Origin of the sequence: Bacillus sp. ZY-1-1, from assembly GCF_003047165.1 — a bacterium.
Lineage (GTDB): Bacteria > Bacillota > Bacilli > Bacillales > Bacillaceae > Bacillus > Bacillus velezensis.
In genome coordinates, this window is sequence record NZ_CP027061.1 from 2186618 (window position 1) to 2210804 (window position 24187).

The 24187-nt window shown below is 48.8% G+C and carries 9 protein-coding genes; all 9 read right to left on the reverse strand.

The window, feature by feature from the left end; translation table 11 throughout:
- Positions 1 to 14955, reverse strand: coding sequence for a non-ribosomal peptide synthetase (locus C5I45_RS10925; RefSeq protein WP_107994392.1), 14955 nt, complete (start codon positions 14953 to 14955; stop codon positions 1 to 3).
- A 39-nt stretch (positions 14956 to 14994) separates the two neighbouring features.
- Positions 14995 to 15744, reverse strand: coding sequence for a polyketide synthase (locus tag C5I45_RS10930; RefSeq protein ID WP_003154094.1), 750 nt, complete (start codon positions 15742 to 15744; stop codon positions 14995 to 14997).
- A 9-nt stretch (positions 15745 to 15753) separates the two neighbouring features.
- Positions 15754 to 16527: an enoyl-CoA hydratase/isomerase gene (locus C5I45_RS10935; RefSeq protein ID WP_024085319.1), complete on the reverse strand. Its 774-nt coding sequence runs from the start codon at positions 16525 to 16527 to the stop codon at positions 15754 to 15756.
- A complete protein-coding gene (locus C5I45_RS10940; protein WP_025851191.1) occupies positions 16524 to 17786 on the reverse strand; it encodes a hydroxymethylglutaryl-CoA synthase family protein in 1263 nt (420 codons plus the stop codon). Before C5I45_RS10940 ends, C5I45_RS10935 begins: the two co-directional genes overlap by 4 nt.
- Before the next feature lie 51 nt (positions 17787 to 17837).
- Positions 17838 to 18086 carry an acyl carrier protein gene (locus tag C5I45_RS10945; RefSeq protein ID WP_003154099.1) on the reverse strand — a complete coding sequence of 83 codons (249 nt, stop codon included), beginning with the start codon at positions 18084 to 18086 and terminating at the stop codon, positions 17838 to 17840.
- A 65-nt stretch (positions 18087 to 18151) separates the two neighbouring features.
- The gene (gene fabD, locus C5I45_RS10950) at positions 18152 to 20392 is read right to left on the reverse strand and encodes an ACP S-malonyltransferase (RefSeq protein WP_025851194.1); all 2241 of its coding nucleotides are present in this window, start codon (positions 20390 to 20392) and stop codon (positions 18152 to 18154) included.
- Position 20393: 1 nt separating this feature from the next.
- Positions 20394 to 21368, reverse strand: coding sequence for an acyltransferase domain-containing protein (locus C5I45_RS10955; protein WP_003154101.1), 975 nt, complete (start codon positions 21366 to 21368; stop codon positions 20394 to 20396).
- 136 nt (positions 21369 to 21504) lie between these two features.
- The gene (fabD, locus tag C5I45_RS10960) at positions 21505 to 22374 is read right to left on the reverse strand and encodes an ACP S-malonyltransferase (protein WP_025851197.1); all 870 of its coding nucleotides are present in this window, start codon (positions 22372 to 22374) and stop codon (positions 21505 to 21507) included.
- A gap of 314 nt (positions 22375 to 22688) precedes the next feature.
- Positions 22689 to 23366, reverse strand: coding sequence for an MBL fold metallo-hydrolase (locus C5I45_RS10965; protein ID WP_003154103.1), 678 nt, complete (start codon positions 23364 to 23366; stop codon positions 22689 to 22691).
- Positions 23367 to 24187: the final 821 nt, after the last annotated feature.

Genomic DNA, 24187 nt, shown 5'->3' on the forward strand with positions numbered 1-24187 from the left:
TTAAACCTCCACTTCATAGGTATCCCAGATGTTTGCCGCAGCTTTTTCGTTCGTTTCTTCTTTGCTGTCCGGCGAAATCAGCCGCTTATTTAATGCAGGCGGTGTTAAAGGGTGGCGCTTGATTCGGCGCCCTTCGTCTCCCTGCCACGCTTCCACAATGACGTGTGCATTTGTTCCGCCGTCGGCAAAGCAGTTAATTCCTGCCGCCGGCATTGGTGACGGCCAGTCTGCCAGAGTGCGGCTGAACTGAATATTGGCCTTTTCTCTATCAAAATGTGTGTTTTCATGCTCACCCGATAAAAACGGGATAAAGCTCTTTTCTTTCAGCATGAGAACAACCTTTATGAAACTTGCAATTCCTTCCGCGCAAAGCGGGTGCCCGATGTTCGGTTTCACAGATCCGATTCCGAGCGGGCCGGCGTCTTTTGAACGGTAGACGGATTGAATGGCCTTCAGTTCTAACAGATCCGTCACGACCGTGCCTGAACCGTTCGCTTCAATATGAGTAATGTCTTCCGGCTGTTTTCCGCTTTTTTCAAGAGCCGTCTTCATGACGGATTTTTGCGCTTCCAGACTCGGCGTAGCCGGGCCTGCCGTTCTTCCGTCATTATTGACGGATGCCGCCTTCACTACGGCATAAATAGAATCTCCGTCTGCAATGGCCTGAGACACGGTTTTTAAAAGAACCATTCCGACTCCCTCGCCCAGCACGACTCCATCGGCGCGTTCGTCAAATACATGGAACGACTGCGCTTTACTTAATATGCCGCGCTGTTCAAATAATTTATGGGTTTCTTCTGATTCAAACAGGCTCACGCCGCCGACGACGGCCGCTTTTATTTCTCCTGTTACAAGAGCCTGCACGGCCATATTCATTCCGACTAAAGCAGAAGAACAAGCCGTATCGAGGACAACACTCGGGCCGCGCATATCAAAATATTGAGAGAGATTTGCGGCCAAATAATTCTGGCCCAGCGCGACGATCGGGTTTTTCGCATCCAGCAGTTTCTCTTCACCCGGTCTGTGACGGCTGCGTCCGCCGAGGTACACACCTATTGCTTCTCCCTTTATCTCATCCGGCGTATAGCCCGCGTGATACCACAGGTTAAGACATTCTTCCAGAGCGGCCAAAGCTTGAGGGTCCATTGCCTTTACATCTTCTTCAGCCAGTAAAAAGAAGTCCGGATCAAATTGATGAATTCCATCAAGCATTCCCGCGTAATAAGGCGTCTTCACCCCCCATCGCTCAGCCGGAACAGGACCGATAGCCGAACGGCCTTCAGCCAAAAGCGACCAGTACGCCTCTAAGGAAGCCGCCCCCGGAAACCGGCAGGACATGCCGACGACCGCGATATCTTCCCGGTGAATCTGTTTTTCGGCCGCCTCTTCTTGCACCTTAACGGCTTGTGTTACAATTACCGGCTCAGCCGGCTTCTTCATAACAGGCTCAGCCGCCGCCAAATCAAACCGTTCTGACAAAACTTCTGTATATCCTTCGAGAAGCCATTTTGCGAAAGATTGAATCGTCGGATATTCATACAGAATGGACGGGTCAAGCGATGCCGAGAGATTCCGATTGATCCGCTGCAGAAGCTGAGCAAGGATAATGGAGTCCACTCCGTAATCTTGGAATAATACGTCTGTCTCAAGCTGATCCTGGTCAATCCGCAGCTCTTCAGAAAATAATTCTTTCAGCCATTCTTCTGTTTTCCTTGTTAATTGAGCGTTGTCTGCGGCGGTATCAGCGGTTTTTTCCGCCGATTTTACCATAGCCGGGCTCATTGGCTGATCCTGCCTGCTCCGCCGCAGGAATCGCTCCGGCTTCCACAGCTTAGGATTCAGAACGGCCGGCAGCACCGGGCCCCTTGCTGATTCAAGAAGTATGCCGTCAAGGAGCTGTAATCCTTCTGCATTCGTGATGCTGTATAGCCCGCTCTCTTTATAAGCTTTGTTCGTTACTTCGCCCATTCCGGTTTCTTTCCAGTTCGGCCACTGAATGCTTACGATCGGCAGTTGCTCTTTGTATGAGTCTGCAAAATAGTCCATATACGCATTGGCCATGGCATAGTCGGCCTGTCCTGCCGAAAGCGCCGGTATCGCAGCTGACACAGAAGAGAACAAGACGAAAAACTTCAGCGGCTCTTCACTGAGCACACTGTATAACGCCTGAAGCCCCTCTACTTTCGGCTCGAGCACGCGCTGTATGTCTTCATCGGTTTTTCTGATGAATGCGAGCGTCTCTTTATCGGTCACACCCGCGCAGTGAATCACGCCGCCGATAGGTCCGAGCGTCTGTTTGATCTGACTCAATTCCTGTCTCAGCCCGGCTTCATCAGCTAACGGGACTGACAATACCTTCACTTGTACACCTTTGGACTCCAAGTCGAGAACAGCTTCAATTTTCGCTTTTACAGAAGCCGTCACCCCATTCAGTCCGCCCGTCCACTCACTTCGCGGCGGAAGGGTCTCACGGCCTGTAAGCACCAGTTTTTTCACTCCGTAATGTTCGGCAAAATGGCGTGCGCATAAAAGGCCGATCCCTCTCGTCCCTCCGGTGATCAGAAGCACATGGTGGTCCGGAAAATCAATTCTCTCGCCTTGCGTATTCATATTTTCTGATCCGCTCAATACGGCGCGGTAGCGCAAGCCGTCCCTCCGGCAAACTTCCGCGTCATCAGTACGGGCATGAAACTCATCGGCAATCTGCTTCGCCAGTTTGTCATCCGAAAGCGCTCCTTCAAGGTCGAGATGCCTTGAAGACAGATGACTGTACTCGCATGCCAGCATTCTGTACAGCCCGGCCCGTTTTGCTCCCGTTATTTGATTGGCCTCTTTCCCCATTGACTCAAGGTCTTTCGTGACACAAAGCAGTGTTATCCCTTCTTTATGCCCATGCTCAATCAATTGCTGAAGCCATTTGATACCGGGCATATCTCCAGAAGCTTCTTCTTTCGCTGCGCCGAGAAGGTCGATGACTCCGCCAAACGCCTGCCAGTCATATTCACCGGTAAGGTCTGATGTTGTGATAATACGGTGATTCGGCATATGCGCTGCGATCTCTTCTGCGAGATTGATCGTGTCCCCGCCTGTCAAAATCGCAACAGAACGTGGGCACGGTTCACGCAGTTCGAGCGGGCTCGGTTCCCATTGTTTTGTCAGAATACGTTTCATCCGTTCCTCTGTATGGACCTTATTTTTGTCAGGATTCTCAGGCACCCAATACGTGTCTTTTGCGAACGGATAAGACGGAAGACTGAGTAAACGCGGCGTGCCCTTTTCATACAGCCGGTTCCAATTCAACACGCCGCCTTTCACCCATACCTCTGCCAGCTTGGCGAATTTTCCTTTTTTAATCCAGGCGTCAATGACGATGTCCATATCTTCATCTGCCGTGAACAAGGCAAACGTATCTTTATTGCGGTGAGACTGGCCGGTATACAGCCCGGCGATGTTTTTCTCATTTTTCGTAAATGCTTCCAGCTTTGTTTCCAATTCCGCCATCGTCGCTGCAAGAATGGCCAGGCGCTCTTCCATTTCGTCCCTTCCGGTTTGCAGCGTATAAGCGACGCCCGCCAAGTCTTGATCTGTATACGGCGTTTGACGGATCGCTTTTTGCAGCTGCTGCGCCTGTTCAAACAGTTTTTCTTTTGATTTGGCGGACAAAAGGATGATTGCCGGATTTTCCGGGCTGTGCTCAGGCTGCGCGGCTGCTTTCGGGACATACTCTTCAATGACGATATGGGCGTTGACCCCGCCGATGCCAAATGAGCTGACCCCGGCCCGGCGCGGAATCGCATTTCCGTTTCTATCTTTCGCTGCCGTCCATTCCTGATTTTCCCGCACGATGTAGAAAGGACTGTCATCGAGCTGAATGTACGGATTGATCGTCTCGCAATGCAGGCTTTTCACCAGCGTTTTGTGCTTCATTTGCAAAAGCACTTTCATGACGCCTGATACTCCCGCGGCAAGCTCTAAATGGCCGATATTGCTCTTGACCGAACCGATGCCGCAGCGGTGATCGGAGACTTCAGGCTCTTGATTTGTTTTCGCCAGCTCGTGAAACGCCGCTTTCAAACCGTTTATTTCAATCGGGTCGCCCAATTCCGTTCCTGTACCGTGCGCTTCAATATACGTGACGGTGCTCGGGTCCACTCCCGCTTTCCGATATGCTTTCACCAATAAATCAGCCTGCAGTTTCGGATTCGGCGAGGTTAACGTATTCGCCCGGCCGCCGTGGTTTTCAGCCGTACCGCGGATCACGCCGTAAATCGGATTGCCGTCACGTTCTGCATCTGTCAGTTTCTTCAGCATCAGAATTCCCGCGCCTTCTCCTCTGACATACCCGTTGGCATCTTTGGAGAAGGTTTTGCATTTTCCGTCTTTGCTGAGCATGCCTGCTTTGCTGTAGCTGATATGCGCTTCTTCCGTCAGAATCGTGTTGATTCCCCCGGCAATCGCCATGTCGCATTCTCCGTTTTCTATAGCGGATACCGCCCGGTGAATCGCAACAAGCGAGCTTGAACATGCCGTTTCAACCGGCTCGCTCGGCCCGTGAAGATTTAACAAATAGCTTAAACGGTTCGGACCGATGGAAGGAATCATGCTGCCTGTCGCCGCATGTCCTTCCGGCGCAAGACCTGCCCTTGTGAACAAATCTTTATAACCGGTATTTCCGGTGCCGATAAAGACACCCGTATTTGTGCCGGAAAGGCTTTCCGGCTTACAGCCCGCATCTTCTATCGCCCGCCATGCATAAGTCAATAACAGCCGCTGCTGCGGATCTAAATATTGGGCTTCCCGCGGTGAAATCCCAAAGAACAGCGGATCAAATTCAGCTATTCCGTCGATAAAGCCGCCCCACTTGATATTCGTTTTGTTCCTTTCAAGGTTCGGGTCGCCATCAAACGCTTGCCAATCCCAGCGTTCTTTCGGAATGGTTGTGATAGAATCTTTTCCTTCTTTCAGATTGCGCCAAAATTCCTCTATATCCTTCGCGCCCGGGAATCGGCCGCTGATTCCGACAATGGCAACCGGGTCCAAGCGGCGCGGCTCTTGTGTCGCTGCCCTAGCGTTCATTACCGTTGCGAAGCGCTTTTTCCGCTGCATTTTCGGTTTTTGGGCTTTTGGCTGCTCTTTTTTCGGAGACTCCTTCTTCTTTTCGCCGAAACGGCCCGGATGTTCTTTTGCCAAATATCCGGCGAGATTACTGATCGTTCCGTACTCAAAGAAAATCGTCGGCGCCAGCTCCAGCTGATACGCTTCATTTAATTGATTCGTAAAGACGGTAAAGGATACGGAATCAAAACCGTATTCACTCAGTTCCGTATCTGTATCAATGTCCTCACGGTCAACTTTTAAAATGCTGCTTACCATGGCTGTCAAAGCGGTGTGAAGCGCTTGAAGAGATTCTTCTGCATCGTGTTTTTCTTCCGGCTGAAAAGGAAGACCTCTTTCTGTTTCATCCGACAAATACTCTGCTAAACTGCGGATCGTCCCGTGCTCGAAGAAGATCGTCGGTGCCAGCTCCAGCTGATACGCTTCATTTAATTGATTCGTAAAGACGGTAAAGGATACGGAATCAAAACCGTATTCACTCAGTTCCGTATCAATATCAATCTCGTCTTGGCCGACTTTTAAAATTGAACTGACCAATCTGATAAGCGCACCGTGCCATTTGTCTCCCGAAACGGCGGATACAGGCTCTATTTTCTCCACCTGCGGCTTTTCAGTTTCAGAAACGGACAGGAACGACTGTTTTAATTTTGCTGCGTGTCCTTCAGCTGCTAAAAGCTGCGGCCTTTCCTGAGCCATTCCTTCATAAAATGCAGCCAGGCCTGACGCCTTTTGAAGCGGAACCATGCCGAAAGCTTTTTTCATCATTCTTTCCGTCTCGTCTCCCGCCTGCATACCGCCATCTTTCCACAGCGTCCAGTTAAAGGCGATCGTTTTTCCGTGCCGCAGGCCATTCTCCGTAAGGGATTGCCTGTAAGCGGCGTATGCATCCATAAACGCGTTGCCGGCGGCATAATCAGCCTGCCCGACATTGCCGAGAACGCCGGAAACACTGGAGAACAATACGAAAAAGTCAAGATTGCAGTCTTTGCTGGCTTCATCTAAATAAGCGGTGCCGATCACTTTCGGATCAAGCACTTCCCTGAACTCTTCCTTCGTTTTTTGCAGCAGGAAACGGTCTTGTATCACGCCCGCTGCGTGAATAATTCCGTTAAGCTCCCCGAATTCCGACGTAATCTCTTTTATCAGCGCTTCATTTTCCCGCCGGTCTGCCGCATTCAGCTTTTTGTAGACGACATTTGCGCCCGAGTCCTGAAGCATAGCAAGTTCACGCTGTTTGGCTTCTGCCAGATTTGAGCGGCCGGTCAGAATGATTTTCGGGTGTTTTACGCGACCAGCGATTTCTTTTGCGAACATCAACCCCAGGCTTCCTGCGCCTCCGGTAATCAGATATACGCCTTCGTCCTTCCAGACGGCGCCGCCACCTGCAGGATGCATTTCTTCCCAAGCCTTCACATACCGTTTTTCTCCTGTATAACGGATATGTTTATCATGCGGCCGATGGCTGTCGTTTTTCAGTTTTTGAGCGGCAGCCGGCATTTCGCCGATTGATTCCATCTCGATGAGCTGACAGTCAAGTTTTCCGTATTCCAGCTCGGCTGTTTTTAACAAACCTGTTAACCCCGCAAACAATTGCTGGCTTCCGTCTGCTGAAATAACAGTCTGAATCAGAATGCGGCCCTGCCTTTTTTCGCTGATGATCCGCCGGATGTGTTCAGCGATTGTCTGCGCGTAGCTTTGGAAGCGTTCAGCGGCTGTTTCTCCCTCACCTTCTGCAATCAGCAGTTCGGCGTCTTTCAGGCCGGATGCCGCTTTATCTTTTATACGGCAGGCATCTTCACAAAGTATGATCAAATGCTCATCAGCATGGACAGAAGCTTTCTCGGATGCGGCGGCTTCTTTCCAAACCGGTGCAAACAAGACCTTTTCCGAGCCTGATGGCCGCTGAGCCGATTCTGCATCGCCTTCAAGCACTCTCGTAGAGAATCCTCTCACCTTCGCGCAAAGCGCTCCTGTTTCGTCGAACAGGTCAATGTCGGCTTTCTGCACGGAATCACCGGTTTGATATCCTTCGCTGAAGCGTGCATGCGCCCGCATAGTCGGTGTGCATGGTTTGATGACTTCAAGGTATTCCAGCGCAAACGGCAGAATCAGCTTTTGTCCGGAAAACTCCTGCATAATGCAGATCGTCGCCGTCTGAATAGCCGAATCAATGATGCTCGGATGAAGCGTAAATTGTCCGTTCGTATGAGAAACAGAATCCGGAAGCTGTATATCCGAAAGCACTTCTTTCTCGCCGATAAAGGCGGACTTAATGCCTTGGAAGGCTTTTCCGTGGAACATCCCCCTGCTCCGGCCTTCCCGATAAAAGGCCGCCGGATCAAGAATGTCCGCTGTGCATCTGTTTTGTATGGCAGAAAGGTCGGCCTCAGGCTCTCGTTCAGCCTTTATGATTTCAGCCCGTCCTTGGCTGTGCAGCACTTCTTCATCGTCAGCGTTTACGCTGTAAATGTCATATGAGATGATGCCGTCCTCTTCAGGAAACAGCGCGATATGGACTTGGCGCTCTTGTTCGTGAACGACGATCGGTTTCATCCAGACGGTATGATGGAGCGTTATTCTGTCTTGGTCTTTTAATAAGCCGCCAAGCGCCCGTTTTACCGCTTCATAAGACATTTCCAAATATGCCGCTCCCGGCAGCACCGCTTTTTCCCTGACCACATGATCCTTCAGGAAAAATTCTGAGCCTGTAAACCGTGAGCTGAACCGCTGAACGGCCAAATCTGACGTATTTTGCTGCACAAGCGGGTGTAAAACTGAGACTCCGGTGTGTGCGGCAGATGTTTTCTTTTCTGCTTTTTTCGGCCAGTACGGCTCCTTTGCAAACGGGTAGACCGGCACGCTGATCCGTTTCGGATGCTTGTCTTTGTAAAGCTTGTGCCAATTAATGGGGACACCTTTACTCCACATTTCACAGAGCTTCGTTCCTTTTCCTTTCGCAAGCCATTTCTCAATGAGTTCAGCGCTGTCATCATCATCAGAAAGCCAGGCAATATCTTTTGCCTGCTGTTTTTCTCCTCTGAAGCAGCCTGTTACAGCCGGCTTATCATTGATAAAATCGGCAAGCTGCCGCTTGAGCTCCGCAGTGCCGCTTGTGATAAAGGCCGCGCGCTCTTCCATCGCTTCCCTTCCGACTTGGAACGTGTAGGCAAGATCAGCGAGGCCGGCGTCCGTTTTTCTTTCCAGAAAAGCCAGCAGCTGTTTTGCGTACTCCTTCAGACGATCTTTTTTTCTGGCAGACAACGGAATGATGAACGGACCGGCAGCGTCTGCTGCTTCGGATGCATCCGGATATTGTTCAAAAATCGCGTGTGTGTTTGTTCCGCCAAGACCGAAAGAGCTTAAAGCCATGCGGTGCGCTCTGTTCTCACGGGTTAACTCTTTCTTTTCTCCCGCTACGTAAAACGGAGAGTCTTCTAAATGAAGATTCGGGTTCGGCTCTTTGTAATTGATGCTCGGCGCGATTTCCTGATGATATAAGCTCATGACAACCTTGATGCAGCCCGCCATTCCGGCCGCTGTATCCAAATGCCCGAGATTTGTTTTGACTGAACCGATGCCGCAGTATTGTTTTTTATCTGTATATCGGCCGTACACCGATTGAAGTGCGGACAGTTCGATAGGGTCGCCGAGTTTTGTTCCTGTGCCGTGAGCTTCGACGTACGCGATCGTTTCAGGATGGATGCCGGTCTGATCAATGACCTTCTGAATGACCTCAGCCTGTCCTTTGACGCTCGGCGCATAAAATCCGACCTTATCCGCTCCGTCGTTATTGACGCCGATTCCGCGCAGCAGCGCATAAATATGGTCGCCGTCCTTAACGGCATCCGACGCTTTTTTCAAGAGCACGGCGCCGGCTCCTTCACCGCCGATCATTCCGTCAGCAGCCGCGTCAAACGCTTTAATATGCCCGTCGCTTGAAAAATTCAGCCCCGGCTGATGAACATATCCGGCACTTGATTCCGTATGAAGGGTCGCACCGCCGACAAGGGCATACTTGGCTTCGCCGGACTGCAGGCTTTGAAAAGCCGAATGCAGGCCGATTAACGAAGATGAGCAGTTGGCATGGACAAAATAGCTCGGCCCTTTCAACCCGAGTTTATGAGAAATCATCGTCGGAATCGTGCCGCTTTGGGCAAGCACCCATGATACGTAGCCATCCGGCGTTTCCAGCTGTGCTGTCGTCTCCTCCGGCAGCAGGCTGCGGTAAGAGTTCGTGCTTGCAGACATATACACGCTTGTTTCCGGAATTTCTTTTGAGATATATCCCGCATCCTCGATTGCCTTCCATGAATGGAGCAAAAGCATTCTCAGCTGAGGGTCCATATATTCCGCATCTTTCGGTGAAAAGCCGAAGAAACCGGGATCAAACATTTCTTTCCCCTCTAAAACTGATTTAGCCGGAACGAAGCCGGGATGATCAGCCAGTTCTTCAGAAACACCGGATCGGCGGAGCTCCTCTTTTGAAAAGAAGGTGATGCTTTCTTTGCCTTCTTTGATGTTATTCCAAAATTCATAATGATCTTTTGCTCCCGGAAACTCACAGGATATACCGATAACCGCGACACTGTCCTCATAATAATCGGGAATTTCTCCCGCTGGGTGTTCCCGGTCTTCTGTATTCACTTTCTTTTGCGGCACAGGAGCCAAAACGGTTTCTTTCAGTTTTTGTTCTGTGATGTACCGGCTGATGTCTTTTACCGTCGCGTATTCAAACAGCTCCGTTACACTGAATTCACAATCCAGTTCCTGCGTCATCCGGTCAGTGACAGTCACGGCAAGAAGCGAATCTCCCCCCGCATCAAAAAAGCGGTCATCAAGCTCTATATCTTTGCTTTTCAATACATCCTGCCAAATCGCCAGCACCGCCTGCTGGATATGAGATGATGAAAATGTTTGTGTGTCCGGCTGCTTTTCCGTCAGATCGCGCGCAGCAAGAAGCTTGCGGTCAACTTTTCCGTTCGGTGTGAGCGGCAGCTCTTCAAGACGGATAAACGAAGCTGGCGTCATATAGGCCGGCAGCGCTTGTTTCAAATGATTGCGCAATTCCTTTGCAGACGGAAGCGGCTCTCCGTTTTTCAGGATATAAAATGCGCAAAGTTTTTCATTTCCGGAGTGATTGTTCACAACCACCACGCTTTCCTGTACGGCCGGATAGGCATTCAGCCGGCTCTCAATATCTCCGGGTTCAATCCGGTAGCCGCGGATTTTGACTTGGGTGTCCATCCGTCCCATGTATTCAATGCGGCCGCCGGGAAGAAAACGCGCCATATCGCCTGTTTTATAAATCTTTGATCCCAGTTCGAGCCGGTGGCTGACGAAAACGTTATCTGTCAGCTCAGGCTTGTTGAAATACCCTCTTGCCAATCCGTCTCCCGCAATACAAAGTTCTCCCGGCATCCCTTCTAAAACAGGGTTGAGAGCGGAATCCATAATATACACACGGGTATTGGCGATCGGGCGCCCGATCGTAAGCGCGCTCTCATTTTCCGTTATACGCTGCACCGCGGACCAGATTGTCGTCTCTGTCGGCCCGAACATATTCCAAGCCTCACTTTTCGTATCGAGAAACTGCTGCTTCAATTGTTCGCTAAGCGCCTCTCCGCCGCAAAGGATTTTCACTTTTTCTTCATTTGACCATCCGGAATGAAAGAGCATTTTCCACGTAAACGGCGTCGCCTGCATGATCGTCGGTTTGTACTCTTGAATCAGCTCTTTCAGCTTCCGTGCGTCTTTTGTGAATTCTGTCTTACAGATGTTGCACTCTGCTCCTTTGATTAAAGGGAGGTAAAGCTCCAGTGCCGCGATATCAAAGCAATATGTCGTGACGGCAAGCAGTTTGTCTTCGGACGTAAGCCCCGGTTCATTCGCCATCGAGATTAAGAAATTGGTCAGCGCCCGGTGCGGAATCATCACGCCCTTCGGTTTGCCCGTGCTGCCCGACGTGTAAATGACGTACGCCAGATCGTCAGGTGTCACTAACCGCTTCAGCGACGTTCTTTCCGCGGCTGTACTTTCAATACGAGACCAATCGCGGTCAATGGCAGTTGTCTGCACGCCTCCCCAGTTCAAGGAGTGCTCTAAATCAGCTGTCGTCAGACACATTGAAATCCTGCTGTCGGCGACCATATATTCCAATCTGTCAGCGGGATAAGAAGGATCAAGCGGCACATACGCTCCCCCGGCTTTTAAAATGCCGAGAAGGCCGACAGCCATATGCAATGAACGGTCTGTATAAATGCCGATGAGATCATCAGGGCCTGCACCGTGCGCCTGCAAATAGAGCGCCAGCTTCGTGCTTTTTTCATCAAGCTCACGGTATGTCAGCTTTTGCTGTTCATACACGACCGCACAAGCGTCCGGCGTTTCTGCCGCCTGACGTTCGAATAATTCATGGAAGCAGGCATCCGGATATTCACGGCTTGTCTCATTCCAAGTCTTAAGAATCATGTGCTCCTCTCTTTTTGTCATGAGAGAAACGTTCTCAAGCGGCATATCCGCATTCGCCGTCAAAGCTTCAGCGGCCTGTACAAATTGGCTGAAAAGTCTGGCCGCCCCTGCTTCGTCGAATAATTCGGTGCTGTATTTAATCGTAAGATCCATACCTGATGCTTCTTCCCACATTTCAAATACAAGATCATATTCCCCCTCCTGATGAATGTCTTTTACAAACTCACAGGAGAATTCCTTGTATTCATCCAGCATCGATTGATAGCTTGAATGCTGCAGAAAGTTCTGATAGAAAAAGGCATTGCTGAAAACAGGCGAACCGTTCTGCAGGGGTTTCGCATGCACATCACGCACCATTTTCGGAAACGGATAAAAGGAGTGATCCAGTCCGTCCAGAACGGCATCCTGCACCTTTTGAACAAAGTCAGCAAATGTTTCTTTTCGTCCGGCTCTGCTCCGTATAGGAAGCATGTTGAGGAAATGGCCGACCACTCCGTCAAAGCGTTCTTCAGGTCTGACCATTGCAGGCATGCCTGTCACAATATCTTCCTTATCCGTATATTTGCTTAAAAGCACCATATAGCAGCTCAGCATAACGGTAGACAAATGAATCGAACGGGATGCGGCAAACGCCGTTAGATTATTCAGCAGCCGTTCGGGAAAACGGCGTGTCAGCGTATCTTCTGTAAACTCCGGAACGCTGCTGTCCGTGCGCATCGGCGGAAGCTGAAGGTCAGGCAGATCGCCCCCGAGCTGTTTCATCCAGTAAGCGCGGGCAGCTTTGCTTTCTTCACTCGCTAAATACCGCTTTTCCCAAGCCGCGAAATCGGAATGAATGCCGGGAGCGGCGGCCGTAAACCCTTCTTTTCCCTCCAGCAGCGCCTGATAGTGATCCAGCAGACTGTGAATAAATGTAATGGATGAAAAACCGTCAAACACGATGTGGTGAATGACCGTCAAAAGATAATGTTCCGAGGCGGATTTTGAAAGCAGCCGCACGCGCAGCAAAGGCCCGCCTTCTTTGACAAACGGCTCTTTCACTTTTTTCCGTATCAGAGCGGGTATTTGTGATTCATTGACGTCAGAAATATCTTCTTCCGAGAATACAAAAGGATCTGCCGCTTCTATGAAATAAAACCCGTCGTCTGTTTCATTCACGGCGCTTTTGAGCATCGGATGCTGCTTTAATACGAGCTGAAACGCCTGTTTCAGTTTCTCTTTGTCGATTCCGGATGTGAATCGGAAACAGAGCGGGACATGGTATGCAGTCGTTTCAGGCGACATTTTCTGCAATGTCCACAGCCCTTTTTGGACTTCTGAAAGCGCCGGCGCCGTTTGCCGTCTCTCCCGTTCTGCCGGCGGTTCGGCTTTTTGGGAATGATGCTCCGCTGACATGTTTGCCGCTTTTTCAGCAGTATAAGCCGCTAAAGCGCCAATCGTCGGGTTTTTGTGCAGCTCTCTTGCCGTCAGCCGGATGTGATACGTTTTTTCAATTGATCTGGCGAGTTTCATCATCTTGATGGAGTTAACGCCAAGGCTTTGAAACGGTGTATTTGGATCAACAAGCTCATCCGCGATGGAAAGTTCCTCTTTCAGAAAACGGATAAAATCCCGTTCAATTTCTTTCTCTGCAGAAGCCGGGGCTGAATTGCCGCCTTCTTGTCTGTTATTATGTAATGAATCAAATTGCCCTTGTTCGAATGAATGTTTCAGCTGAGTGCGCTGGATTTTCCCGATTGCCGTCTTAGGAATGTCTTCTTTTGCGACCGGTAGCAGATAATCAGGGGTAACGCCGATTCTCTGTGTCACGTGCTGGTGAATGTGATGAAGAAGCTTCGTCATGCGGTTCTCATCCAATGGAACAGACGTCACAAAGAAAATCGCCAGCTCATCTGTCGTGCTTTGATTCGGCCGGACGGCGCATGCCGCTGTATATGACGTTTCAATTTCCGGCAATTCCTCAACGGCTGATTCAATGGCGTGGCTGTAATAATTCACACCATTGATAATGATGGCATCTTTCGTGCGCCCCGTTATCGTCAGGCGGCCTTCACGCAGAAATCCGAGATCTCCCGTTTCAAACCAACCGTCTTCTGTAAAGACACTCTCATTTAAGTCCGGGCGCTCATAATATCCGCTCGTTACAGTCAGACCGGACACTTGAAAGCGGCCGATTTCTCCTTCTTCCACCACTTGATTGCGGTCATCCGTAATTCTCATATTAAACCCCGGGATCGGCAGACCGATCTCGACGAAACGATCGTCGTCACTCGTGTTTTCCAGTGTAAACTCATCTGAGAAAATAACGCCCGAAGACGTTTCGGACATTCCCCATGCGGGACGGATGGCATTAACCGGCAGACCGTGCGGCTCTAAAAGCTCCATAATTCTGCGTCCGACTTTCGCCACCGCGGCCTCCCCGCCGTTCAGCATATAACGCATGGAAGATAAGTCCCATTTCCGCGTTTGAATCTCTTCTGCGAAATCGGCAAGCAGCCCAAAGGCAAAATTGGGGGCCCACGTGACCGAAGCGCGGTAATGATCAATCAGGTCGAGCCATTTTAAAGGATCCATCAAAATGGATTCGCTCGGTATGTTGATTTCCTCACATCCAAGATAAACATCACGAAGATGAAGCATTCCGATGCCGCCGACATGGTCAAAAGGCATCCAGTTAAACGTGACATCCTCACTTGTATAGCCCTGCATCTGAATATTTCCTTTGACCATGCAGACGATGTTTTCATGGCTGAGCATCACGGCTTTCGGCTTGCCCGTGCTTCCCGAGGTCAAAAGCAGCATCGCCAAATCTTCCGGACGGGGATGATGACAGTCCGTATCCATTTCATGCGCACTGAGATCTTCTGCCGCCAAAGCGCAAAACCCGGAAAGCTCCTGCTCCTCCGCCCATTCAGTCATCTCCGGCAGCACTTCACGGCTTGTGATGACATACGGCTGATTCAAAAGCGTCCAGGCGTCTTTCAGTTTTTGCGTCCCGCTGTTCATTTCTGTATAAGCCGGAGCGGCCGCAAGCGGAACCGGGATCGCTCCTAAAAAAACACAGCCCCAAAACGCAGGAATCAGCTGGGAATTGTCACTGAGCTGTAATATGACTTCATCCTGATCCTTCACTCCTGATTGGCGGAGCCCTTTCACAATCGAAAGAGCGATCTTTTTCAGGCCGCTGTAAGTCTGGTACACTTTGGTGCCGTCAGGCTGTATATATGTGATGCCCTTTTGATCTCCCGCTGCCGCGGCGGTTTTGTGCAGGACTTCAGGAATCGTCATCGGCTGATCCGCTGAAAGCCGCAATGGTTTTCCGTAGCTGACAGATGGCTTGAGTAACCCGCTTGCCTTCATATCACTTTTCATAGAGCTGCCTCCATTTCATCTGTATGTAAGATGTATGTCTTATACTCCGTACATCGTCGTGATTCGTTTTTTCACTTCATCATCATGAAACGTCTCATCGTGCATGATTAACTCCTTCTCAATGACAGCCGGAAGCTGCTCGCGAAACGGCGTCACCAAGTGCCTTTTCAATGTAATTAAAGAGTTTCTCGGTTTTTCCGCAAGCTCACGGGCCAATTCCTGCGCATAGTCTAATACTTCCTGCCGCGGAAGCACCGGAAAAGGCACCCCTCTTTTCTCCAGGTCACCGCCGCGGTAGTGGCCGCCGTTTAACAGCATTTCATGGCCGAGGCTTGCCCCAAGCTTCTCCGGAACGATAAAGGTGGCCCCCATTCCGGGAGTGAAACCGTATTTCATAAAGTTTGCGGTATACACGCTTTCTTTGCTTAAAATGACAAAATCACTAAAAAGCCCCATGACAAACCCGCCTCCGATTCCGTGGCCCTGCATGGCTGAAATGACGGGGATATCACATTCCAGCGCCAAAGAGTACATGCGGTCTTCCGTAAACTTTGTGATGCCCTGCTGAATCCTGAGCAGACCTTCCTGTGTGCCTCCGGAAGCAAAGTAATGGCCGTATCCTGTTAAAATCACAGCTTTATAGACTGACGATTTTTTTATACGGGTGAATGCTTCCATCAATCCATCCGTCAGTTCTTTGGAGAAGGCGTTTTTATGGGCTTTATCCTGCATTGTCACTTGGATAATATCCGGTTCAATTTCGAGCAGTTCAACTGCGGCGTTCGGCATGATATCCTCCTAACTGTTCTCCGTTTCCCAAGGAAGCCGCCCCGTTTCTGCATAACGGAAAATGGCTGATTGGTTATCCGGATCTGAAAACATCGCTTGATTTTCGGCTAGAGCAATGGATTTCGAACGATGAACAAGGTCGTTTAAGGAATCCATGTATTTTTTATAACGGATGACTGCTTTTTTCGACAGCGGGCGAAGACGCAGCAAATGCTTTCTCAGCTCTGTTGCTGAGTCCGGAACGCATACGTCACAAAGTCCCCATTCAAGCGCCTGATGCGCCGGCACGGGCTTTGTCATAATCGTCATATAATGCGCCTTTTGAAATCCGATTCTTTGAATTAAAAACGGCAGAACGCAGGCTGGATAAAGTCCGAATAACAGTTCAGATAAACTGAACGAAGCACTCTCCTCTGCAATGACGATATCGCACGCGGCGGCAAAACCGACACCTCCCGCATTTACTTTTCCGCGGACGCGGGCGATTGTGATGTACGGCCCGGATTTTAATGCCAGCCACAAACGGTAAAGCGGCTCCTGCGATTCCGCATGCTGCATTCCCTGCCTCATTTTCCGGTACATCTCATCAAAATCCGCCCCGAAACAAAATACCTCCGGCTGCCCTTCAAGCACTACGGAGGTCACGGAGTCTTCACATTCAGAAAGAACGTGCAGGCATTCCTCCACTAAACGCTCATTAATCGTATTGTTGGCTTCAGGCCGATCAAAGGTGATGAAGCAGACATTTTGCTGAAAACGGACGTTGATCGTCTCATAGGTCACGGCATCCACCTGTATTTCCGATGAAATTCCGTGATTTCTTCCAAATATAAACGAGGGCTCCCGGCATGATGGTCTAAAATGTTCGGAATCATATTCATATCCAATTTGACATTCCGGGTTCCGAACTTCACCAGACCGCTGCCTTTAAACAGTTCTTCATACTCTTCCATGGACAGCCTGTATCTGTTGTTCAGATGCTCTTCTATTTTGAAAGAATGCTGCCGCGTTTGTCCTTCAGGCGTCACAACGCCGCTGTAAAATTCCGAACAGCATCCGGAGCCGTACGAGAAACAGCCGATCCGCTTAGAAGTGTCGAAAGCCCCTTGGTCAATCGTGCTTGTAAGAGCCAGTAAAGAGGCTGCCCCCATAATGTTTCCGACTCTTTGGCAGTAGCGGAGCCCCGGCTCTACCCTGGTTTGAAAATCCTGTTCGATCTCAGCGTTTTTCGCTTTTGCAAGCTTACGCATCATCGTCCGGTGAGCTCCTTTGACCATGCCGCCAAACGGTGTATGGAAGGCAAGATAGTGAAACGTCTCTTTATAGTCAGCGCCCGGCACACGGTTTTTGTACTCGCGAAATGTCTGTTCGCAGCAATCGAGATAAGACATCAATGACAAGTCGGCGTCACCGGCTTCACTGTCCGGGATCGGACGGCATGTATCCATCACCTCATAGCCGTAATAGCCGTTGGCGCCCGCATCCGCCTGAAATACGATTGGGTTTTCACCGATCAATAAGGCGACGGCACCCGCTCCGGCGCTCGGTTCGGCGTAAGACCAATCCTCGCTTAACGCATCGCCGCCTTCGGCAATTAAAAACCGGGAAATATCCGTCGCGACGACAAGCGCCTTCGCTCCGGGGGATGTCTGCGACAAAATAAAGTTAAGCGCCATCTGCAAACCCGCCGTTCCTGAATAACAGGCCTGCTTCAGTTCAAATAAACGGCAGTTCCGGTTGAGGCCTAAGTAATCATGAATATATGTACTGAGTGATTTTCCGAAGTCGATGCCGGACTCCGAGCAGGTAATCAGCAGCTCGATTCTGTCTTTTTCAGCCTCTGTCAATCGGTCGATAATCGGCTTTGCCGCATTAACGCCGAATGTGACGGGGTCTTCGTACGGAAGCGCCACCGCTTTTTCTTTCATCAGTAAATTCTCAAATCTGGCAGGGTCTAAGTTTCTGTACTCCGCCAGCTGCATGACATCAAGGTATGCCGTCCCGCCAAACACATTTATCGCTTCTATTCCGGCAGCCGCCATGAACTTCGCCTCCAATATGAATTTTGAGTTTCCGATTTTTTCACCGTTTTATCAGACAGCCTGTACCTTTTCATAAAGCTTTGCCGCCAATTCGCCGATGTTTGACACTCCCGTCAGCTCAACACGCGGGATCTGCAGTGATAATTCTTCAAGCATCATCGTGATAATTTCGGCGCGGTCCACTGAGTCCGCCCCCAGATCAACTAACCGGTCTTCCTTTGAAAGCTGTTCGCCTTCTAAATCAGGCAAAACCTCGTAGATTGTGTTCTGCAGCAATTCAAAGATTCTTTCTTCACTCATTGTCAGTTCCTCCCTGTTTCATCTTTTATGAATATTCCATGTTTTCAATCTATCATTTCGTCTTGTCAACACGTTTGCAGAAATGAGCCTAACTTCTGATTCAAAAGCGAGGCCGTCTCTTCCATAAGACGAAGGCCGATACCATCGGCATGGCGGTTTTTCCAGGACTCCAGCTCCGTACCTTTCACCCATTGATTAAAGGCGCCTAATGCCGGGCCGCAATGAATCTGGAAGTCTACCTTGGCATCCGGGTCTCCTTTAATCGCCGAAGCAGAGCTTTGCCTGAAATACCATTTGAATATGAGCGCCATTTTCTGTTTCGGATTCCGTTCGGCTTTTGAAATGTCTTCATTCGAATAATGAGCCTTCACTTTGTCATAAATACTGCTTACACTTGCCTTAAAATACTTCTCTTCTATTTGTCTGAGTGTCTTTTCATCAATTTCTTCAATTGAGCGGTGACGCTGATACAGTTCATGCAGCTTAGAGGCCCGGGTCGGAAAGAACAGCCCTTTCTTTAATACCTGCACCTTGCTGCCTGATTCAAACATATCGCCGGCCGGCGCGTAGGCCGTGTCCTGTACATTCATCTGCTGCAGGAGATCCTTTACGAGGCCGCTCGTCGCTGCTTCAACGGTGCATTGGTTAATGGATCCGGTCACAATAAAATCAGCGCCGAGCATAAATGCGGCCATAGCAGCCTCAGGCGTTCCGATTCCCCCTGCGGCTCCGATGCGGACGGTTTTGCCGTATCGGTATTTTTTCATCATGTCATCTCGTAAACGGATGATCGCCGGCATGAGACTGTAAGCAACTCCGCCGTCAGTGTGGCCGCCTGAATCAGCCTCTACGCAGATGTCATGCGCAACGGGTATTTCTCTCATCAGACTTGCTTCTTCAGCGGTAATTTTGTTTTCGGCTGCAAGTTTCTGCAGAATGTGATCAGGCGCCGGGCTGAGAAATGCTTCCGCTACTTCCGGACGGGACAGCTTTGCGATAATCCGCTGACGCGCTATTATTTGTCCGCCGGCACCGCGTTTTAACCCCTTAGCGCGAAACCTTACTAAAGCGGGAGTAACCGTTAAAAATGCTGATGCTTCCAAGTTCTGAACCCCATGCTTCAGTAAAAGATCAATCATTTTTTCTTCTGAATCTGTATGCTTCATGTTATGTACAACATTTATGCCAAAGGAACCGCCGTCACGAAGCTCATGCTGAATTGACAAAATGGCGTCCTCAACGTGCGCGATGTTCAAACCGCCCGTTCCGAAAAAGCCCATCATTCCTTTTTCGGCCAGTTTGACGACCATTTCCTTCGAAGAAATTCCGCGGTACATGCCGCCGGCCAAGTAGGCGTATTTCAATTGATAATCGCGCTTAAACTCTTCATTTCCTAAAGACACCGCCGTAATTGAGCTTTTTCCAGCTTCAGCCGGGACTTTGATTTCATCTGTTATCGGCTCCGCTTCAGCCGTAATTCTTTGAATCAGCCCCGTCAGCACTTTTCCGGGACCGATTTCCTCAAAGATCATGTTCTTTCTTCCCATTAAAAAACGGATGCTGTCTGTCCAGTTCACCGATCCCGTTATTTGTCCGGTGAGTGTCTTTTTCAGCTCGGTCTGCTCATAAGGTCTTGCCGTCACATTTGAAATGACCGGAATGGACAGCGGCTTAAAATGGAAAGTTTCAATAAACCGTGAAAATTCCTCCTTCGCTTCCAGCATGTATCTGGAATGAAAGGCGCCGCTGACATTTAAGCGGTGAACCATTTTTACGCCGTTTACGGCTTCAAAAACGGATGCGGCTTTTTCAATATCTTCTTTATATCCGGAAATGACAATTTGCTGCGGAGTGTTCATGTTGGCGATATCAATCGTATGCAAGTGATACTCTCTTAAAACGTCCGTCACCTGCTCATGAGTCAGGCCGATCACCGCTGCCATGCCGCCTCCTTTTGCGCGGCTCATCAGGTCGCCCCTTTTTTTGACCAGCTGTAGGCCTTCTTCAAAATCAAAAGCGCCCGAGGCGTATAACGCGTTATATTCGCCTAAACTGTGTCCGGCGGTAAAATCCGGTTTCAAGCCGGTTTCTTCTGTTTTTTTCAAATAACTGAGGGCATTGACGACATAGAGCGCCGGCTGAGTGAATTGAGTCTGATTGAGACGTTCCCCGTCCCAGCACAGCTCCTGAATGGAATATCCGAGAATGTGATCCGCCTTTGCGGTTAATTCAGGATAGCGGCCGAACAGGTCCTCTCCCATCCCTATTTTTTGCGAGCCTTGGCCTGGAAAAACAAAGCTGATCATCTTACAGTCTCCTTCCGGGCGGTGATAAAATGCTGTCTTCTATTTGCTGCAAATGGGTTTGTTCTTTATGAAACGGCGTCATAATGGCACGGATGCGTTCAGCCGATCCTGCGGGAAGAATCTGTTTGGCAAATGCGGCCAATGTTCCGGAAGGCCCGGCATCGATATACAATCCTTTTTGGCGGCTGTCTGCGAATTGAAGCGCTTCGCGGAATCGAATCGGCTTTCTTACAATATCCCAGAAAAAGTCCGCTTGTATATCGGTCTCAGCCTCTCCGGTCGCACTGGAGATGTACGGTATAAACGGAGTCCGGATTGATTTCTGAGCTAAAAAGCGCTTGTACGGCTGTTCCGCCTGATCAACCAGCGCTGAGTGAAACCCGTAAGATACCGGCAATAGCTGATGAGGAATCTGCTTTTCTCTCAGATCGTCCATGATCTTTTTGATATGTTCCCGCTCTCCCGAGATGACAAAGTGAGAATGATAGTTTACAGATGCCAATTCACTATGTTCGCCGAGCAGCGGATCATCTTGATATAAAGCCGGATCACCCAGTATCGCAAGCATGCTGCCGTTACGGCAAGTTTCCGTAATGATTCGGGCCTGTTCCAGCACGCAATCTAAAGCATCCTCAGCACTCAGCACACCCGACACAGCGGCCGCTGCATACTCTCCAAGGCTTGCTCCGATCACATAATCGGGACGTATGCCTCTTTGCTCCAAAGCATATGCAAGTGCGTACTCAGCCATAAAAATGGCAGGATGGCTGAAAAGAAGGCGGTCAAATGGATCAGACAGACGATTGCCTGTATGATAAACCTCTTTCAGGACAGAGTAACCGAAACGGCTGACTGCAAAATCGTCCAAGTCAAGCATTTTCTGCCGAAAAGCGGCGTTATGTGCAAACAGCTCTTTCCCCATTTGATAGTATTGGGAACCCTGTCCAGAAAACATGAAAACAATTGGCTGGTTCATTTGTTCTCCTTTTCGCTCTTTATTTTTTTAAAATATTGATTTGTAAGTTTTTCTTGATGTTGTGTGCAGATGAAGTGGTCGTGATGTTGTATGGCTGGCACTATTATGTGAGATAAGAATTTTGACTTGCATTCCGCTACATGGCGGGTGAAGCTTCAGTTTCTTTTTTGATGCGGTGAATAAGTCCTGTCAGCACATGACCCGGGCCGACTTCTTCAAATTCCATCCGTCCTTTGTCCAGCAGATAGCGGATGCTGTCGTTCCATCGCACTGAATGGTCGATCTGATCGGCCAGAACGGAGTGGATTCCGTCTTGCTCATAAGGTCTGGCATGCACATTAGAAATGACAGGAATTGATATAGCAGAAAAATGAAATAACTGTAAAAATTTTTCGAACTCTTGTTTTGCTTCGCTCATATATCTCGAGTGAAAAGCGCCGCTGACGTTTAACGGATGAAACATCGTAACGTCCTTTATTCCTTCGAATACGCTTTTGGCTCTTTCAATGTCTTCTTTGCGTCCGGATATGACAACTTGGTGAGGAGAATTCATATTGGCAATATCAATCGTATGTAATCCGTGCGTTTGAAGGGCGTCCGACACTTGAGCTGCGGTTAACCCCATAACGGCGGCCATTTTTCCGTCAGTGGCCATACTCATTAATTCGCCTCTTTTACGGACAAGCTGCAGGCCGGTAATAAAATCAAAAGCACCTGCTGCAAACAGCGCATTATATTCTCCCAAACTGTGGCCGGCCAAATAATCCGGCTTTATGTCATTTTCTTGGATTTTTTTCAAATAGCTTAACGCGTTTACAACATATAAAGCAGGCTGGGTGAACTGCGTCTTGTGAAGATTGGAATACGGATTCTCAAGACAAAGCCGTTTCATGGAATATCCGAGTGTTTCATCAGCCTGCTCCGTTAAGTCTTTAAATTCATCAAACAATGAGCTTCCCATTCCCTGCTTTTGAGAACCTTGTCCGGGGAATATGTATGTGATCATTTTCTCAGCCATCCTTTCTCGGATTCAGTTAAGAAGCATGTTCAAGTTGATAGTAACTTCACAAAAATACCATGTCAAGTTAATTTATCCTATGCGGAATCCTGAATAATGCCTATTTTTCCCTGACGGAAGGCGGACTCAGGGCTTTTGGAATAGATATAAGCAGAATGTCCCATTCAGCCTGCCCGGCGCTTTTATCCGCAAACTACCGTTACTCAGCCATTCATCACCAAAAAGCGAGCAATGACTATCATTTCAATTCAGAAGTTCCGTGGCCTAAAAGAAAAACTAGTTAGATAGAACCAAATTATACGCTACTTAAAGTGAAACAGCCCTTTTTGATTTTTTCTGTTGCGGAAGTTCACGAAATGTTCTTTTTTTTCAATCTGAAAGTAAATATTGTTTTTCAAAAGACTCTCCATTTTTTGACCCGGCTTCTCCCCGAAGGAGTGCCCCGGATACACACGCACATGCGGCGGAATAGAGGCTTTGATCCTCTGTATACTGTGAAACATATCTTCAGCTGAGCTGCCCCTGTCCTCACATATACCGCACCCTTCTGTAAACACGGTGTCACCGGTAAAAAGGTGATCAGATAGCAAATAGCACATTCCCCCGGCCGTATGTCCCGGGGTCAATATACTTCTGATGATAAACCCTCCGGCTGCAAAGGTTTGTCCGTCTTCAAGCGCTATTAAGTTTCTGCACCGGAATTGATAGAAATCGATTTCCGCCGACGACATGTATATATCAGAATGATAGATTTGCTGAAGCGGCTCCGCCAAGTTTACATGGTCATAATGCGAATGTGTTAATAAAATAGCTGATAAATCAACATCCAATTCATGCAGTTTATCGGTTATTTTATCGATTTCCCAGGACGGGTCCACCGCTATCGCAGATTTTTTTGAGCGGTCTGCGATAATATAACAATAGTTGGACCACATCTGGTGATAAGTTTTGATTTGATGCACTTCATATGTATGATCCATTGTCACCATTCCCATTTAAAAGATCCGGGCAGACTGCTGCCGCCGCCCAGCCGACTGTAACCACTTTACCAGATGGCACCACGTTTTTCCATGGATTTTCCGGTAAAGTTTAAAAAACTTTCTGCTTCCGCCAAAAGCACCAGTCTGGGCCTTTTTTACAAATTGCTATGCTGATATATAAGGAAATCAGAATATTAATTCAGATGAATTCTTTAGGGAATTTTATTCAGAAAATGAAGGATGAATATGAGTTTCGGATAAAAAGAAAACAAATTGAGCTTTTGTTTTGAGAAGCAATTACAGAAGCGGCCGGAGGAGATAATCAGTTTTTAGAAATGACCCGCAATTAAGATTATTATTTCAATCCTTTTCTTCAGATAAACTAAACCACACGGGCTCTCGAAATATATCAGAATACCTTAGTTCTTACACCGAATTCAACGTTATGTTGACATTAACATAATTGAACTGAGAAAAGTACGGCTTAATTTACACTCTTTTCTTTTGCGAGAAAACCGTTCAAAAACAAGTCTAGCTGCAACAATTCACGAAAGCGTCGCGCATGAAAAAAGACGTCAGTTGAAGACGATTTATATTTGATTATTGACAAGGAGCTCAGATGTTTTTGTTAGGGCTAAATAAAGTTATCTTTTTACTGTGCAAAAACAAAACTAACATAAAATCATTAAGTGTAAAAAGTAAATATTAAGATTTAGACAAATAGACTATGTTATATGGGTCGGAGTTTACTGCTCAAGGTGATTTGTCCTGAGCTATAAAAGCACTGAGAGCAGCTCGGGACGCAATACCTACTAAAGTTA

Excerpts from the sequence above, each read along its gene's own strand:
- C5I45_RS10945 (WP_003154099.1), bottom strand. The coding sequence starts at position 18,086 with ATGAGTGAAGAAAGAATCTTTGAATTGCTGCAGAACACAATCTACGAG.
- fabD (WP_025851194.1), bottom strand. The coding sequence starts at position 20,392 with ATGATCAGCTTTGTTTTTCCAGGCCAAGGCTCGCAAAAAATAGGGATG.
- C5I45_RS10940 (WP_025851191.1), bottom strand. The coding sequence starts at position 17,786 with ATGGCGGCTGCCGGAATAGAAGCGATAAATGTGTTTGGCGGGACGGCA.
- C5I45_RS10965 (WP_003154103.1), bottom strand. The coding sequence starts at position 23,366 with ATGGATCATACATATGAAGTGCATCAAATCAAAACTTATCACCAGATG.
- C5I45_RS10955 (WP_003154101.1), bottom strand. The coding sequence starts at position 21,368 with ATGAACCAGCCAATTGTTTTCATGTTTTCTGGACAGGGTTCCCAATAC.
- C5I45_RS10930 (WP_003154094.1), bottom strand. The coding sequence starts at position 15,744 with ATGCCGAACGCCGCAGTTGAACTGCTCGAAATTGAACCGGATATTATC.
- fabD (WP_025851197.1), bottom strand. The coding sequence starts at position 22,374 with ATGATCACATACATATTCCCCGGACAAGGTTCTCAAAAGCAGGGAATG.
- C5I45_RS10925 (WP_107994392.1), bottom strand. The coding sequence starts at position 14,955 with ATGAAAAGTGATATGAAGGCAAGCGGGTTACTCAAGCCATCTGTCAGC.